11 protein-coding genes are annotated in these 15,126 nt (G+C 50.4%); 10 read left to right on the top strand and 1 reads right to left on the bottom strand.

Annotation, left to right across the window (positions count from 1 at the left end; all coding sequences use genetic code 11):
* Nucleotides 1-287: 287 nt before the first annotated feature.
* The 7 genes from HMPREF9069_RS02530 to HMPREF9069_RS02500 all read left to right on the top strand — a co-directional run bounded on the left by HMPREF9069_RS02530 (nt 288) and on the right by HMPREF9069_RS02500 (nt 7,152).
* Entirely contained in the window at nt 288-488 is a 201-nt protein-coding gene (locus HMPREF9069_RS02530) for a type II toxin-antitoxin system RelB/DinJ family antitoxin (protein ID WP_035438205.1), read from the top strand.
* Nucleotides 489-888: 400 nt separating this feature from the next.
* Nucleotides 889-1,206: an Asp-tRNA(Asn)/Glu-tRNA(Gln) amidotransferase subunit GatC gene (gene gatC, locus HMPREF9069_RS02525; RefSeq protein WP_021625549.1), complete on the top strand. Its 318-nt coding sequence runs from the start codon at nt 889-891 to the stop codon at nt 1,204-1,206.
* Nucleotides 1,207-1,312: 106 nt separating this feature from the next.
* On the top strand, nt 1,313-2,827 hold the full coding sequence (gene gatA, locus HMPREF9069_RS02520) for an Asp-tRNA(Asn)/Glu-tRNA(Gln) amidotransferase subunit GatA (protein ID WP_021625548.1): 1,515 nt from the start codon (nt 1,313-1,315) through the stop codon (nt 2,825-2,827).
* A 71-nt stretch (nt 2,828-2,898) separates the two neighbouring features.
* Nucleotides 2,899-4,452 (top strand): Asp-tRNA(Asn)/Glu-tRNA(Gln) amidotransferase subunit GatB, encoded by a 1,554-nt coding sequence (gatB, locus tag HMPREF9069_RS02515; RefSeq protein ID WP_021625547.1) that lies wholly within the window; start codon nt 2,899-2,901, stop codon nt 4,450-4,452.
* Between the two features lie 65 nt (nt 4,453-4,517).
* Nucleotides 4,518-4,985, top strand: a complete 468-nt coding sequence (locus HMPREF9069_RS02510; RefSeq protein WP_021625546.1) for a hypothetical protein — start codon at nt 4,518-4,520, stop codon at nt 4,983-4,985.
* A 174-nt stretch (nt 4,986-5,159) separates the two neighbouring features.
* Nucleotides 5,160-6,323: a lactaldehyde reductase gene (gene fucO, locus HMPREF9069_RS02505; protein WP_021625545.1), complete on the top strand. Its 1,164-nt coding sequence runs from the start codon at nt 5,160-5,162 to the stop codon at nt 6,321-6,323.
* Between the two features lie 556 nt (nt 6,324-6,879).
* Nucleotides 6,880-7,152 (top strand): hypothetical protein, encoded by a 273-nt coding sequence (locus tag HMPREF9069_RS02500; RefSeq protein WP_021625544.1) that lies wholly within the window; start codon nt 6,880-6,882, stop codon nt 7,150-7,152.
* A gap of 179 nt (nt 7,153-7,331) precedes the next feature.
* Here HMPREF9069_RS02500 and HMPREF9069_RS02495 read toward each other — a convergent pair whose 3' ends face one another.
* A complete protein-coding gene (locus HMPREF9069_RS02495; RefSeq protein ID WP_021625543.1) occupies nt 7,332-7,691 on the bottom strand; it encodes a phage holin family protein in 360 nt (119 codons plus the stop codon).
* 173 nt (nt 7,692-7,864) lie between these two features.
* Between HMPREF9069_RS02495 and HMPREF9069_RS02490 the strand changes: the two genes are divergently transcribed.
* The 3 genes from HMPREF9069_RS02490 (at nt 7,865) to HMPREF9069_RS02480 (ending at nt 15,126) form a co-directional block, all read left to right on the top strand.
* On the top strand, nt 7,865-8,170 hold the full coding sequence (locus tag HMPREF9069_RS02490) for a YerC/YecD family TrpR-related protein (RefSeq protein WP_021625542.1): 306 nt from the start codon (nt 7,865-7,867) through the stop codon (nt 8,168-8,170).
* Between the two features lie 120 nt (nt 8,171-8,290).
* Complete coding sequence (locus HMPREF9069_RS02485) at nt 8,291-11,518, top strand: PD-(D/E)XK nuclease family protein (RefSeq protein ID WP_021625541.1); 3,228 nt, start codon at nt 8,291-8,293, stop codon at nt 11,516-11,518.
* Nucleotides 11,518-15,126 (top strand): UvrD-helicase domain-containing protein, encoded by a 3,609-nt coding sequence (locus HMPREF9069_RS02480; RefSeq protein WP_021625540.1) that lies wholly within the window; start codon nt 11,518-11,520, stop codon nt 15,124-15,126. The genes HMPREF9069_RS02485 and HMPREF9069_RS02480 overlap by 1 nt, the downstream gene beginning before the upstream one ends.

Genomic DNA, 15,126 nt, shown 5'->3' with positions numbered 1-15,126 from the left:
GGTTTTGAACCGTCTGCATTAAATAGAAGATAACGGGTTCAAGAAGCGCCCTTTACTCGTAGCAAGACCGCCAGCTTGAATATGCATGTTGCGCTGCTCGTTATTACGCTGCTTATAAAAGGCGCACGCGCCCGCATACCAACCACGCCTGCAGACATGCCTCTCGGCGGCAAAGTTTGCTAAAGCAAAAAATTTTTACTTGCGCTAATTCATCTATCTGCTATTCTTTGTCTTGGGTAAAACAAAAACATACCAAGTCATACCATAAACGTAGCAAAGAGGCCCTCGTGAAAGAGAAGATGACACCTATCGTCGCCAAGGTTATGCCTGACGAGAAGGATCGCTTTTTCGAGGTCACGGAGAGTATCGGCACTACACCCTCTAATGCTATTCGGATGTTTATATCGGCTTTTAACCGCGCTGGGACTTTCCCGTTTGAAATCTTGGCAGCGGAGTCTCGAGATAGGGGAATGGGCAATGCGAGCTAGTGCGCGTTGGTGCCTACTCAGAGTTGCAATCACCCTTTCTAAACTGTTGCCCTGCCCACTGACTTCACGCATGCGTAGTATCCAAACGAGCTACTGCATGCATCATATGTGGAGCGAATTGCGTTAAATGCGAGTTGCAATAAGCGTGGACTGCGCTAGACATAAGTCGCGTCAAGTGTGAGTTGCGTTAAGTGCGGACCGCGCCAAGCATAGACCATGTCGAGCGTAAGTTTTCCAAATGTAAGTTGTGCTAAATATCGGCTTCTTAAAGATTTGCTTGTCAAAATTTTGACAAGCAGTGCCTGCGTTTTCGGAACTTTTCTGTGACTAAGATTAGCTGCAAAACAGTAGGATTAGAGACGCAATAAACCAGTACCATCGTAAAAGCCACAGGAGACTTATGCCACTCAGCCAAGAAGAGGTTGCTAGCCTCGCAACATATGCGCATATTGCCCTCAGCACGGATGAGCTTGAGGAAATGACGGATTATCTCAATGAAACGCTGGAGCTGCTTGAGCCTCTGCGTCAGATGGATTTGGACGGAGTAGAGCCAAGCTTTTATCCGTCAAATAGGGCGCCCAACGTATTACGCCAAGACGGGCAAGCAGATCCAGCAGATCGAGGACTCAGCCGTGAAGCAGCGCTGGTAAACGCGGGTGCTACGCGCGATGGGGCATTCCGCGTCCCTTCAATTTTGGGTTCGGAGGAAGACGTATGAGCTGCGCAAGTCCCTTAAGTTGGGGGAGGGCGTATGAGCTGCATAAACCCCTCAAACCAGAGGAGAGTGCATGAGTTGCACAACCCCTCAAACCAGAGGAGAGTGCATGAGTTGCACAACCCCTCTTCCTCTCAATATCGACCAGCTTAGTGCGACTGAGATTGCGCACGCGGTGCACGCAAAGGAGCTTTCAGCGACAGAAGTAGCAAAGGCAAGCCTAGCTGCAATAGAGGCACGCGATGGCAAAGTCCAAGCATTTCTTGAACTAAGTGCTGAGCTTGCTCTGGAGGCTGCGCATGAGACAGATAGGCGCATTGCTGCAGGTGAAGACCTCGGTTTGCTGGCCGGTGTGCCGCTTGCGCTCAAGGACAATTTGCAACTGCTGGGAACACATACTACTTGTGCATCTCTTATGCTCAAGGACTATCAGTCGGTTTATACCGCAAGCTGTGTAGCACAACTTTTAGCAGAGGGTGCAACGCCTGTCGGCAAGACAAATATGGATGAGTTTGCCTTTGGTTCGTCAAGCGAGTCTTCGGCGTATCATCCCAGCTACAACCCTTGGGACTTACAGCGGGTGCCGGGTGGTAGTTCAGGTGGCAGTGCAGCAGCAGTTGCAGCTGGAGAGGTGCCGCTAGCGTTGGGTTCGGATACGGGCGGATCTATTCGCCAGCCTGCGAGTTTTTGTGGGGTAGTCGGCTTCAAGCCTTCCTATGGCAGCGTTAGTCGTTACGGCGTGGTTGCCTTTGGCAGTTCGCTCGAACAGGTAGGGCCCCTCGCACGTACAGTTGCTGATGTGGCGCTTACCATGGATGCGCTGGTACATACAGGTCGCGACCCGTTTGACGCAACCAACCGCGCTGTCAAACCAAGTTTTTGTGCAGCACTTGACCAGCCTCTTGAAGGGCTGCGTATAGGTATTGTGCCAAAGTTGATGGAGCTCGAGGGCCTGAGCGCCGAGTGCCAACAGGCGGTTCTGCTTGCACAAAAACAGCTGGAAGATCAAGGTGCCCACATCGTGCCTGTAGACCTTCCGCATATCTCTGCTGCAATTGCTGCTTATTACGTTATCGGTCCTTGCGAAGCTTTTTCTAATCTCGCACGCTTTGACGGTGTGCGCTATGGCTATCAAGAAGCAGATCAAAAGCTGTTTGCCCGTCAGACGGCACTTTCGCGGGCTCATGGTTTTGGTAAAGAAGCAAGGCGTCGCCAGCTTCTTGGCGCTTATCTCCTTACAAGTGGCGTTTACGATCAGTATTACTATCCTGCACAGCAGCTACGTACGCTTATTAGTCAGGATTACGAGCGGGCATTTGAGCGTTGTGATGCTTTGCTTTTGCCGACGGTGCCGCGCACGGCTTTCCGTTTGGGTGAGTTGGAAAAGCCTACCGAAATGTATGCAGCTGACCTCTTTACAGTTTCGAGCAATATCGTGGGCAACGGTAGTATTTCTGTTCCGATGGGGTTGGGGGCGGATTCGGGTATGCCTGTGTCTGTTCAGTTTCAGGGGCCTGTTTTTGCAGACCAGCGCCTGATGAGCCTTGCCCAAGCAATCGAGCGCAGTACCAATTGGGCAGGGACCGTCGCTCCACAATTTGCAGGCAAAGGCGGTGAGCTGTGATGAAAACGCTCGAAACGCTCGCGCAGTTTGCGTATGCCATCCGATATCCAAGGTCAAGGCGGTGAGCTGTGATGAAAACGCTTGCTGAGGTATTGCAGGATTGGGAGGCGGTTATTGGACTTGAGATCCATACCGAGCTCACGACACTTGAGACCAAGATGTTTTGCGATTGCAAGCTCTCGCATGGTGACGCGCCCAACACGCATGTTTGTCCTGTTTGTCTAGGTTTACCTGGAGCTTTACCAGTCCCCAATCAGCAGGCAATCGAGGCGATTGTGATGGCGGGACTTGCGTGCAACTGTGATATTCAACGTCGCTCGCAGTTTTATCGCAAGCATTACTTTTATCCAGATATGGCCAAGAATTACCAGATTACTCAGGGTCCTGTGGCCATTTGCATGCATGGTCACCTAGATTTGGAGATTCCAACAGATGCAGCAGCCGAGCGGAGCCTAGATGCGCGCGCCTATGTATTGCCCGTCCGTATCCAGCGCATACACATGGAAGAAGATGCAGCAAAGATGGTCCATGTGGGTGGGGAAGAAGGCCGCATCAGCTTGGCAAGCGAAAGCTTGATTGACTACAACCGCTGTGGCACGCCACTAATTGAGCTTGTAACAGAACCTGATCTTCGTACTCCTGCAGAAGCCCGTCTTTTTATGGAAAAACTTCGTCAAATTTTTCTAACGTTAGGAATTTCTGATTGCTCGTTAGAGTCGGGTTCTATGCGTTGTGATGGCAATGTGTCCCTGCGTCGTCGCGGTAGTTCTGAGTTGGGTGTCAAATGTGAGATGAAAAATCTCAACTCATTCAAGGCTCTACACGATGCTCTTGCCTACGAGATTTGTCGGCAAGCAGAACAGCTTGAGCAGGGATTACCTGTGGTGCAGGAGACGCGTCATTGGGAGCCTAGTCAGCACTGCACTGTAACGATGCGCGTGAAGGAAACTAATGACGACTATCGCTTTTTCCCTGATCCAGACCTCGCGCCACTTGATTTGAGCGATGAGTTTATCGAGCATTGCCGCCTACGGATCCCCGAGTTGCCTGATACCAAAATCGCGCGTTATTGTGCTAGCTGGGGACTTCGCCACAGAGAAGCAAACATGTTGGCGGCAGACCCTATTTGGACACATTTCTTTGAGCAAGCCGCACAAGGGCAGTCGCCTCAGACGGTGCAGCAGCTTGCAAAAGTCCTGCTTAACGATGTGGCAGGCTGGTTTAAGGCAACAGGGCACAGTCTTGATGATGGGTCGCTTACTCCCGAGCAGCTGGTTGAACTTTGCCACCTGTTGGATAGCCACCAACTTGCAAGCAATCATATTTCAGCCCTGTTGGATTTGCTTGTTCAGCAGGATGGTCAATTGGAAGAGTTGCTTGATCAAGCAGGTCTTCGACAGATTTCTGATACTGCTGCACTTCAAAAAATCGTTGCGGCAGTACTTGCCCGTAGCAGCGATCAACAACGTCAATATCAGATGGGCAATACAAAGGTTCTTGGTTATCTTGTGGGTCAGTGTATGAAAGAAAGTCATGGCTCTGGCAACCCCAAGCTTTTTAAGGAACTTCTTGTTCGCGCGCTCGGAACGCTCGGAGCGCCTGTGGGCACTTCAAGTGCAGAGTGAGAACATTTCTTACGCAAATCTGAGTTAGGATAGAGAGGATTTCGGCAAGGAGCAGGAGAAGGCACATGGCAGGAGACGCATACGAGGGTCTCGGCGCGCGACTGTGGCGACTGAAACCGGTTTGGGCGGTATATGCCGTCTTGATTGGATTGGTTATTCTTGGCTATGTGCTGCCAAAAGGTGGAATGCCGCATGCGTGGTGGTACATCTTTTTCTTGATTCCTTTTAGCACGTTGTATAGCGTGCCTTTTGGCTTGGGTACGGGAATCGCAGCTCAGACATTGGTGTGGTATACCGCTGATTACGGGCATCGCTTAGTGGGATTTTGCACTGCAGTGGTAGCAGTTGCGATGGCGGCGTGTTGGGGTCCGAGCATCGTTAAAAATTTTGACATTATGTATCTTGCTGCCTTTATATGGCCAGTATTGTCATCGGCTCTTTCCATGCTGTTGGGCATGCATTTTGTGCGCGAACGCGAATACGAAGAGGCGGCGATGTATGATGACTATGATGAGAAAGAAGACGAAGAGTAGATATTTGCGCTGGTAGATATAGGTGTTACTGCGCTGATATTCTGCTTAGATTTCTGCTTAGTTTCATTTTTCTATCTGAAGGACTCAGAAAGCCCGCATCGGTTGCATAGTTTGACTCGTCGTCGCAGCTGCGGCGTGGGGGATACGTAAAAACTTTTGTTGTGGGAGGAATGTATGGCAGTCAATCGCTTTGTTCTCAATACCATCTCGTATCATGGTGCAGGCGCCATCAAGGAAATTCCTGGTGAGCTGACTCGTCGTGGTTACAAAAAGGTCTTTATTTGCTCCGATGCCGACTTGGTGAAGTTTGGTGTGACCACCAAGGTGACAAACCTGCTAGATGAGGCGGGCATTGCTTGGAGCCTGTACTCCGATATCAAGCCTAACCCCACCATCAAAAACGTGCAGGATGGTGTTGCGGCGTTTAAGGCTGCTGAGGCCGACAGTATCGTGACTATTGGCGGAGGATCTTCGATGGATACGGCCAAGGCTATTGGCATCATCGTTGAGAATCCTGAGTTTGCCGATGTTGTTTCGCTGGAAGGCGTATCTCCTACCAACAAACATGCAACCTTTACTATTGCTGTGCCCACGACTGCAGGTACCGCAGCTGAGGTCACCATTAACTATGTCATCACCGACCCCGATAAGGTCCGCAAGTTTGTTTGCGTCGACACCAATGACATCCCCGAGGTTGCCGTTGTTGACCCTGAGATGATGGCTTCTATGCCGGTCGGTTTGACTGCCGCTACTGGTATGGATGCGCTAACCCATGCTATTGAGGGCTATACCACCCGCGGTGCTTGGGAGCTTTCTGATATGTTCCACTACAAGGCAATTCAGCTGATTTCCGCTAACCTTCGTGATGCGGTGGCCGAGGCAAAGAGTGGCAAGCCTGCAAGTGGCCGCGAGGGTATGGCTCTGGCTCAGTATGTTGCCGGTATGGGCTTTTCCAACGTTGGCCTTGGCATCGACCATGCTATGGCACATACCCTCTCTGCTCACTACGACACGCCGCATGGTGTTGCCTGCGCAATGCTGCTGCCGATTGCTATGGAGTTCAACAAAGGTGTTGTGACCAAGCGTTTGGCCGAGGTCGCCGTTGCTATGGGTGTTGATACTACGGGAATGAGTGACGAGGTGGCAGCCGACGCTGCTATTGCTGCAGTTAAACAGCTTTCTGCAGATGTAAACATCGCTCCTACCTGCAAGGGCCTGGTTGAGGAGGATCTCGATCAACTGGCGGATGACGCCCTGAAGGATGCTTGCTATCCTGGCAATCCTCGTGAGGCAACGCATGAGCAGGTAGTTGAACTCTTCCGCAAGATTATGGCGTAATAAAGGCGTGTAAAAGTTCTGCTTGCTGCGGTTGCTTTTCTTCATGTGGCATATAGGAAATCAAGTGTTCAGCGGTTTCCTATATGTCGCATTTATTGTTACATCTGCTGCATGCCATGCTAAAGGAGTAGTTTGCCCACCACCTGCACCCTGATTCTAAAATGCGGGTTTTAAGGTTGTGGGATACATTCACGGTAGACGGATATTCTCTAGAAAGTTAAAATTTTTAGCACCGAGGAGCCAAATTTAGTCGCATTCCGAACAAAAATGCGTCCACAGGGCTAAAAGATTTAACTAAGCAGAGCAGATCGCTGTCGGACAAGATTGCCGTAGGACAGGATTGCGGTCGGACAAGGCTGCTGTAGGACAGGACTGCTGTCGGACAAAGCCACTGTAGGACCAGACGTAACGGAGTAAAGCCTCTTATCGTTCAAAATAAGCCACTTACGTAATAATTTTGAAACAAAAACTTTGAGTAGGAGTATACCTATGTTCACATAGAGAGCAGTACGTATATTTTCTTATGCCTCTTTGTATACATGTCGTAGGAGCAAGTATGAACAAGACGTTAGATACAAAAGATTGGCTTCTGATAGGTAAACGCCTTGTCTGGGTATGGATAGCGGCCAGTCTTGTCTTTGAGACACTTTGCTGGGCTCTAGAGCTGCCTTATACAATACTTTGTGCCGTTGGCGCTAGTATAAATGTGGTCTTTGCGGTCGCCGAAATATATGTTGAGAGTCATACGGGACGCCGTTGGGCTCTTGTGATGTGGATCCTACTTGCAGTGCTTCTTTTGGCTATAGCAGGCTATCAATTTTTATCATAGATGCGCGGTGGCGCAGTGGTTAACACACCAATCGGTTGCAACAATAGCGGTTATATACGTTGTCCTCCATATCTTAGATTTAAGGTATGGAGGACAAAATAGTTATAGGACAACATCTATTTTGTGAACAGTATTTATTGCTGCCAAAGCCAGCGCAGAAAACTGTAGGGGATAGTACTTTATCCGGCAACGATGGCACCCAAGATAGATGACACAATTGAAATAATAATGGCACCGACAAAAGCTGACCCAAAGCCAGAAATAGCAATTCCCGCGCCAAAGACCTCACGAGCGAGATAACCCGCCAGCTCTAGCATCAACGCATTGATGACTAAGCTAAAAAGTCCCAGCGTCAGCACCGTAATAGGCAAAGATAAAAACTGCATCACGGGCTTAACCAGAGCATTGACCAGCGCCAGTGCGAGCGCTGTCATAATAGCCGCGCCCCAGTTGCCGCCTACCGGATTGATACCTGGCACCAAATAAATTGCAGCCATTGTTGCGATGGTTGTCACAAACCAAGTTCCAATGAAACTCATGATGCTACCTTTCAAACTCGCGCTATGCCTGCAGGCATAGCCCTTTGGGGCTGTTGCTACCGTTGCCCCAAACTGTTATGAGGATAGTATTCCCCATTTTGCGCACCAAACATACCAACAATGAGGTACTTTAGGATACTAAAGCCAACTACGACCCTTCGGAGGCGATACTGATGGCCGAACGTAGCGAGCAAAATATCCAGCTGTGGCAACACCAGCTTTATTCTGCGTTTTGTCAGCTGAGTTCGCCTGAAGAAACACAGGCATTTCTTTCGGATCTTTTGAGTCCACGTGAGATAGAAGAGTTTGCACGTAGACTCGAGGTGGCACGTATGCTGCGTGCAGGTTCGTCATACATTGAAGTTTCGCAGACAACTGGAGCAAGTTCTACCACTGTTAGCCGCGTATCAAAATGTCTTAATGGCAAGACAGGGGGATACCGTTTGGTGCTTGAACGACTTGATGAAGCAAGGCAGTAGTTTTGCTGTCCTGCAGGCGCGCTACCATAAACATGAGCAAATTTATATGAGTAGATTTTTCACACCTAGTTTGGCCAATTAAGCCGCGGTGATATGTGTAGTACTGGTTTTGGAGGCAGCATGGCGTTGTGCATCGTTTCGACGGAAGAGCGGCAGTTGGTTGGTAGTGCGGCTCTTGATGTCTTGCGTCAGGGACTTGCGCATACGGGTAGGGTGGTGCTGCTGTGTCCTAGCTTTAATCAGGCGCTTCAGGCACAAAAAAACCTCTCCAAACGGGGTATTTGCTTGGGTGCTGACTGTACAACAGCGTCAGCATGGGTAGCAGAGCGCTGGGAAGTTTGGGGTGATGGACGTCATATTATTGACCCCATGAAGCGCAAGCTTTTTGCGCGTCGCGTGCTCCAGCATCATAGTGACGGTGAACCCTTGGCAGGCACGGTGAATTTACTTGCCGACTTTGCAGCAGCAAATATTGCGTGGCTACAACAAGGCCAGACAATATCTCAGCTTACCCAAGCAGAACATGACTTTGTTGCGCTGGTGGGGGAGTACCGCGAGCTTATTCATAGAGCCAACCTCATTGAAGAGAGTGAGGCTATGGCTGTGTTGCCCACCTTGCTTGCGCAGCACAAGGTGACCATGCCTGTGTTTGTCGTAACGGGAATGACGAGCATGACTCGTGCCCTGCGAAAGCTGCTCTGCGATGTGGCAACACTGACATCTGTGAATTGCATAATTTACCAAAGCAAAAGTCCTGCTTGTGATGTATCGCGCCAGTTGATAGAGCAACTGCAACAAGAAGCACAGACAAGCAAAACACCCCTCAGTCTCATTGTTGCAGATACACCAGATAGTATTCATCCTCTTGGAAAAGAATGTCCTGTTGAGGAGATCCGCGCCATTGAGCTCGATGTCCTTTCGCGTTCTATATTTGTTGCAGAAGCAAAGCAGTTGCAGCCGACGGGTGCGGTGGAATTGTTGCTTCCTGCAGGACCGCTGGCTGAGCCAGAAGCACTGGTTCGTTGTATCAAAAAGCTCGCGCAGGCGAGCTGCAAGGATATTGTTGTATGCACTTCGGATGTCAGCCGTGCAAGTCGAGAGCTTTCACAAAAGCTGCTGGCGCGTGGATTTACCCTGCGTACCGAGCAAAAAATCGCATTTGCAGATATGCAAGCAGGTCGGGCTTTCCTTGCATACTTTGCAAGCATTTTGCAGTTAAACGCTCTGGCACAAAACTGGCCTGCGTCTGAAAAAACAGCAGAGGGCACTCAAGTTGCGTTGGGGAATATGGATTGGTGGCCACCGCGCGGACTATCTGATTTTTTGATGTCAGGGCTTTCGCAAGTGCCTGCAGAATCCGCTCGTCGTCTTGATCGCAGCTGGCGGAGCAATCGATTGCTGACGCCAGCTCAGGTCTTGGCAGACCTTCAGTCAGAAAAGAAAAGCTCGCGTGCAACAGCGCTTGCAACTCGTGAATTGCTGGGAGGTCGTACCAAAGTCGCTGCAGCGCGCCTGTTGGAAGGTATCGAGACCACTATCAAAGCCACAACAACCTCCAACCGCGCTTTCAAAAAAAGCATGGTCGAGCAAAAAGCCGTTGTATCTGCACTGATGTCAGCTGCGACGTGCCTAGAAGAGCTGGGTATTGTAACGGCGCAAGCCAAGCCTGCAGCAATTTCTCTGGATGAGTATGGGAGTCTGCTTCAACAACTACTTTTGTCGAATCAAGTCATTTTACGTTGGGATGAGGAGGGTATAACAGAGCAGGCCGCTGGCGCGCAAAACAAAAGCCCTTCCTGTCTCGTGCGCATTTTGTCTCCGACCTCGGCTGCTCGTCTTGCATCATCTTCTACCGATGCCTTGGTACTTTGCGGACTTACTTCTGCCGAAACAAGCATTTCACGCGATCCTTCCCTTGCAGCTTCACTGGCAGAACGTCTGCATATAGAGGAAGCACCGGACCCCATTGCCCAAGCGCGTGCACAATTTGTCGCATTGCTAGAACTGCCACGCAAGCAGCTGGTGCTTGAACGGTGCTTAAAAACAGCAGATGGCAAGGATGCATATTCTGCCGTTATGTTGGTAGAACTGCTTGCCTGCTATGGGGTTGAAGGGTCTGATAAGCCGGAGAAATTCCTCAAGTCTGCAAAGAAAGCCTTTGGTAATAAGCTCGTAGGGGAACGTTCTGAGACTGAGATACAGCAAAACTCCGCTTGGTCGGGCGAAAATCCCCATCAGATAGCAATTGATACGCCAGCTCCTGTGGGTAAGATTTCGCCCGAGCTCACGCCCTTTGTGATTGTTCCAAATGAGGGGCGAATGCTGAGTCCTAATGAGTTGCCGATATTATCGGCATCGCAGATTGAAACCTACCTCGAGTGTCCTTATAAGTGGTTTAGCCTTCGAAGGTTACGTCTATCTGATGCGGACGCAGGTTTTGGACCTGCGGAAATGGGAACTTTTGCCCATCGAGTACTTGAGTTGACACACGGGCGGCTCTCTGAGGAAGGGGCCAGCGTCCATACAATAGCAGGCTTGCAGCGTGCCCATGAATTGCTTGACGAAGTTTGTGTTGAACATTATCGCCATCAATACCTACTACGTGGTGGTAATACGGTTGAACAGCAAGCATTGATTCCACATGGACCGCGTGAACGCGCCCAACTTGATCGCCTGAGTGAGGATCTTCATTCGTTACTTGATTATGAATCAAGCTTGTTTTTGGGTTATGAGCCCAAGCAATTTGAGTGGAGCTTTGGACGCGGCGATGAGGTTATCGAGTATGCCGGGGCACGCTTGGTAGGTACCATTGATCGTGTGGATGTGGACGCGCATGGACTGGCAGTGGTTATTGACTATAAACACAAAGGGGTAAACGGTTTTACCAAAGAATATGATGCTTTTGGTAAAAAACCCCACGAGCTCGGGCGTGCGCTCAAAGAGCTTAGGCGCGTGCAATCGCTGATATATGCGCAGGTAGTACGTCGTGCTCATCCTGAGCTGCGTGTGGTTGGGGCAGTATATCTCTGTACCCGCGATGACCATGCTTTGGCAGGCGCTGTGGACGCCAATCAAGCAGAGCGCATCTATGGACAAGACCTTTCAAAGGCTCGTGCAGCTGCTGTGTGCGTGGATCCTACCGACGATTTTGGTCGTAGCGAGCAGGCAAAAGTGGCAGGTACCGACTGGGATAAAGATGCGGGTCTTGACGGGCTGCTTGATGCCTGTGAGGAGGCCATTGCACCACGTATTGCAGAGCTCCGCGCAGGAGTAATTGATGCTAATCCACTCGATGAAATTTCGTGTCAGTGGTGTCCCGTGCTAAATTGTGAAAAGAGGCGCTCATAATGGCTGAATTGGAGTTTCTTGCAGGACTCAATGAGGGCCAACGCGCCATCGCTCAAACGCTGGGCCGTCCGCTTTTTGTTGAGGCAGGAGCTGGCTCAGGCAAGACGTTTACGCTGACTCAGCGCATTGCTTGGGCACTCAGTCCTGGTTCTGGTGCGTGCGGCAAACCATATTTAGACAGTCTCGATCAGGTACTTGTAATTACTTTTACCGAGGCTGCTGCACGAGAAATTCGTGAGCGCGTGCGCAAAACTCTACGAGCCGCCGGAGCTACTGATCCACATATGCGTGAGGCAGCGCTTGCAGTTGATGGTGCTTGGATTTCGACCATTCATGGCATGTGTTCGCGTATTTTGCATCAGCATGCGTTGGATTTGGGAATCGATCCAAACTTTAGTCAATGCACGGAAAACCAGGCTGACGAACTCAAAGGCATCGCACTCGAAGAGGTTGTGGGCGGTGCCTATCGCCAAGGCGAATTTTCGGAGCTTTTCTCTTTTTATGGTTATGGGCGCATGTTTGATGGAGGCCGTGCAAGTGGGGTTCTCGATCTTGTGACCAGTATGATTGCCACCGCTCGTCGTTGCCCCCATGGTTTTGATGATCTAGTGCTTGTGGGTGGAGATGGTGTCGAAACAATATACCGCTCGGTGGCACGCCTGCTCATAGCTTTTGAAGAGCTGGGGTCTCGTAAGCTCACGCCAAAGGCAGCAGAAGCAGTTCAGACATCGCTTGAGGCTCTGCGAGGACTTGCACTAGATAGCCCCAAGCGTTCAGCACTTAGCGAAATCGAAGCTGCGTTAGCGAGTGTTTCGGTGCCACGGTCAAGCAAAACGATTGCTGATATTCAGCCAGATGTTGTTTCTGCTTTGGCACTTGCTCGGGCAGAGTTTGCCTTTGTTCAGGTTGGCAGATTTGGCAGTGCAATTTTGCAGTTAGCGCGTCAGGTGGATGAGCGCTATGCAAAGCTCAAATACGAGCAGTCTCTGCTGGATAATGACGATCTTATTCATATGGCTTTGCAAGCAGTACGCAAGCGCCCCGAAGTGGCGGCTGACTATGCACAGCGTTTTCGTCTAGTCATGGTGGATGAGTTCCAGGATACCGATGAAGCTCAATTGGAGCTTATCGGCATGCTTGCTGGTAAAGATGCTGAACACCTGTGTACGGTAGGTGATGCTCAACAGTCGATTTATCGTTTTCGCGGGGCAGATGTTGAGGTATTTCGCAAACATGGGGCCGCACTCTCGACAGATGCGCATGTGCGACTGCAGACAAACTATCGCAGCCATGCAGATATTCTTGCTCTTGTAGAGCGTATTTGCGGAGGTGTGCCTACGATAGATGGCACGCTTGCAGGTGGTGTCCTGGGTGGCTATATGCACCTCGATGCTTGGGATGGGCGAGACGATGCGTATACGGCGCAATCTCTTCCGCGTGTAGCCATCGAAGCAGTTACAGGCCCTGGTCAATCAGGACGAACAACAAAATTCCAGGCAGCAACTCTTGCTGCTCAGATTGCAGATCGACTAGCACAGTATGCAGCGGCAGGTACAAATGCAGGAGATATGGCTCTGCTTTTGGGGACAACCTCTCATGCGGCAAACTATATCGACGCCCTGCGAGCTCGTGGACTTGAGTGTGTGGTGACTGGCGGATCTACCTTTAGCTCGACTTCCGAGGTTCAGGTTATGTGCGCACTGCTCTATACCTTGGCAAATCCTGGGGACACTCAGTCGGGCCTATTTCCACTGCTTTCCAGTGAAGTATTTGCCCTTGATGCAGATGATTTCTGCATGCTGGGCACACGCTCTCAAGAAAAACTAGATGCTCCTACAAAGCGGCAGATTGACCGTGGTCTTGAGGATATGAAGTTTTTTGGAGACATAAAAGCTTCCGAGCGTCTCAAGGCAGCTCATGCGGTGCTTAGCCAAGCGCTTGCGGATTTAGCACACAAGTCAGTTGCCGATGTCTGCCTACAGGTGGTGCGCGATTCTGGCTGGCTTGCTCGTCTTGCTCACCAAGGTGCTGAAGGTATGGCGCGCGCTGCCAATGTTTTAGCTGCTCTGCGATATATTCGCGATCTTACCGAGGAGTTGGGACTGGGGCCTGCTCGGGCCGCAGCAGAATTTAATCGCTGGTTAAGTCTTGCAAAAATTCCCCCTGCGTCCTTTGCAGGGGGAGAGGCAGGTGCCATTCAAGTAATGACCATTCATGCATCCAAGGGTCTTGAGTTCCCTGTTGTGGCAGTAGCCGAATGCTGGTCAAATCCTCGTAGTGATACGGGTATTCTTGCAGGTAGTTTGAGTGTTACTGGTATGTCAGTAAATACTGCTTCTCAAAATGTACAAGCCTGCGTGATTTGTCCCAAAGATTGCTCAAGTTTAGTCGCAAAGGTGCGAACGGACGGGTGCAGCAGTTGGAAAGGCTCAGAAAGCGCGACGATTGCAGAGACCTATTTAGCACTCAAGCAGCTTGAAGCCAAGCAGAGCAAAGAAGAAAAAGCGCGTTTGCTCTACGTTGCATTGACTCGTGCACAGGAAGCAGTTGTCCTAGGAATAAGTTGTGCTTCTAGCAAAGCAGGTATAAGTTCGACGCTTGCAGCTGGAAGTATGCAGGCGCTTGTTGGTTCTGACATGCCTGCTATAGGTGAGCAGAGCCTTGACTTTGGGGGGAGTGCTGATGCACTGCTTCGCGTAGTGGAGGTCTGCCAGCAAAAGGTTCCCAAAGGTGATCCTGTTGTACTTGAACTGTCATCTGCAGGCAGTCTAGCGGGTTTTGACACAGAGCTTACAGGTTCCGTCCCAGAGGATTTACTGGTGCTTGGAACGGGTGGCATTGACACAGATATGCAAGGCAGTGTCACGTCAGACAGTGATTTTGTGCTCTATCAACGCGAGACCGAAACCGCAACGCAGCTGAGTACATGGCGTCCCCGCCAAGGCGTCTTTAGCTTTTCGTCAATGAAGGCTGCGCTAGATGATGAAGTTCTACAGCACAAAGATAAAGCTCCAAAAAAGTTTCAAGCACCGCAGCTTAGTGAGGAAGATGAGGCTGGAGAATATGCCGACGCCGATCGCGCAACCAATCTAGGTTCTGCTTTCCATGAGATTGCTCAGACTATGATCGAAACGGGACACGTTCCTTCGGATGAGCAAATAGAGCATATGTCTATCTATTGGCATCTGTCGAGCCGCGCTGAATTGCGTCTGCAGACAGCATTACAGCGCTGGATTCACTCAGATATTCGTGCTGAGGCGTTGCAGTACAAAAATCTCCAAGCGGAGTTGCCCTTCTTTGCGCCCGCGCCCAAGGGTACCGAGCGTTTTGGTGACTACATTGAAGGTGCAATTGACCTGCTTTGTACCAACCCTGGTTCTACAGAAGCACTGCTTGTTGACTATAAAACAGGCGATAAAAACCTTACGCCTGCTGAGATTTACGAGCATCACAAGACCCAAGCACGCCTTTATGCCCGCGTGCTCATAAATCAAGGTTTTACTGCGGTTACCTGTGCTTTTGTCTGTGTCGAACTTGATGCGGCCGAGCTTTTGGGAGACAACAAGACGGGTCAGCCATATGTTGTACGCTACGATTTTCATGTATAG

This window comes from Atopobium sp. oral taxon 810 str. F0209, assembly GCF_000466405.1.
GTDB lineage: Bacteria > Actinomycetota > Coriobacteriia > Coriobacteriales > Atopobiaceae > Olegusella.
The sequence above is the reverse complement of the archived record's forward strand: the minus strand, read 5'-3'. Positions and strand labels throughout refer to the sequence as shown.

What these genes read in the sequence shown, in the direction of transcription:
- gatC (WP_021625549.1), top strand. Translation starts at nt 889, where the DNA reads ATGCCACTCAGCCAAGAAGAGGTTGCTAGCCTCGCAACATATGCGCAT.
- gatA (WP_021625548.1), top strand. Translation starts at nt 1,313, where the DNA reads ATGAGTTGCACAACCCCTCTTCCTCTCAATATCGACCAGCTTAGTGCG.
- gatB (WP_021625547.1), top strand. Translation starts at nt 2,899, where the DNA reads ATGAAAACGCTTGCTGAGGTATTGCAGGATTGGGAGGCGGTTATTGGA.
- HMPREF9069_RS02510 (WP_021625546.1), top strand. Translation starts at nt 4,518, where the DNA reads ATGGCAGGAGACGCATACGAGGGTCTCGGCGCGCGACTGTGGCGACTG.
- fucO (WP_021625545.1), top strand. Translation starts at nt 5,160, where the DNA reads ATGGCAGTCAATCGCTTTGTTCTCAATACCATCTCGTATCATGGTGCA.
- HMPREF9069_RS02500 (WP_021625544.1), top strand. Translation starts at nt 6,880, where the DNA reads ATGAACAAGACGTTAGATACAAAAGATTGGCTTCTGATAGGTAAACGC.
- HMPREF9069_RS02495 (WP_021625543.1), bottom strand. Translation starts at nt 7,691, where the DNA reads ATGAGTTTCATTGGAACTTGGTTTGTGACAACCATCGCAACAATGGCT.
- HMPREF9069_RS02490 (WP_021625542.1), top strand. Translation starts at nt 7,865, where the DNA reads ATGGCCGAACGTAGCGAGCAAAATATCCAGCTGTGGCAACACCAGCTT.
- HMPREF9069_RS02485 (WP_021625541.1), top strand. Translation starts at nt 8,291, where the DNA reads ATGGCGTTGTGCATCGTTTCGACGGAAGAGCGGCAGTTGGTTGGTAGT.
- HMPREF9069_RS02480 (WP_021625540.1), top strand. Translation starts at nt 11,518, where the DNA reads ATGGCTGAATTGGAGTTTCTTGCAGGACTCAATGAGGGCCAACGCGCC.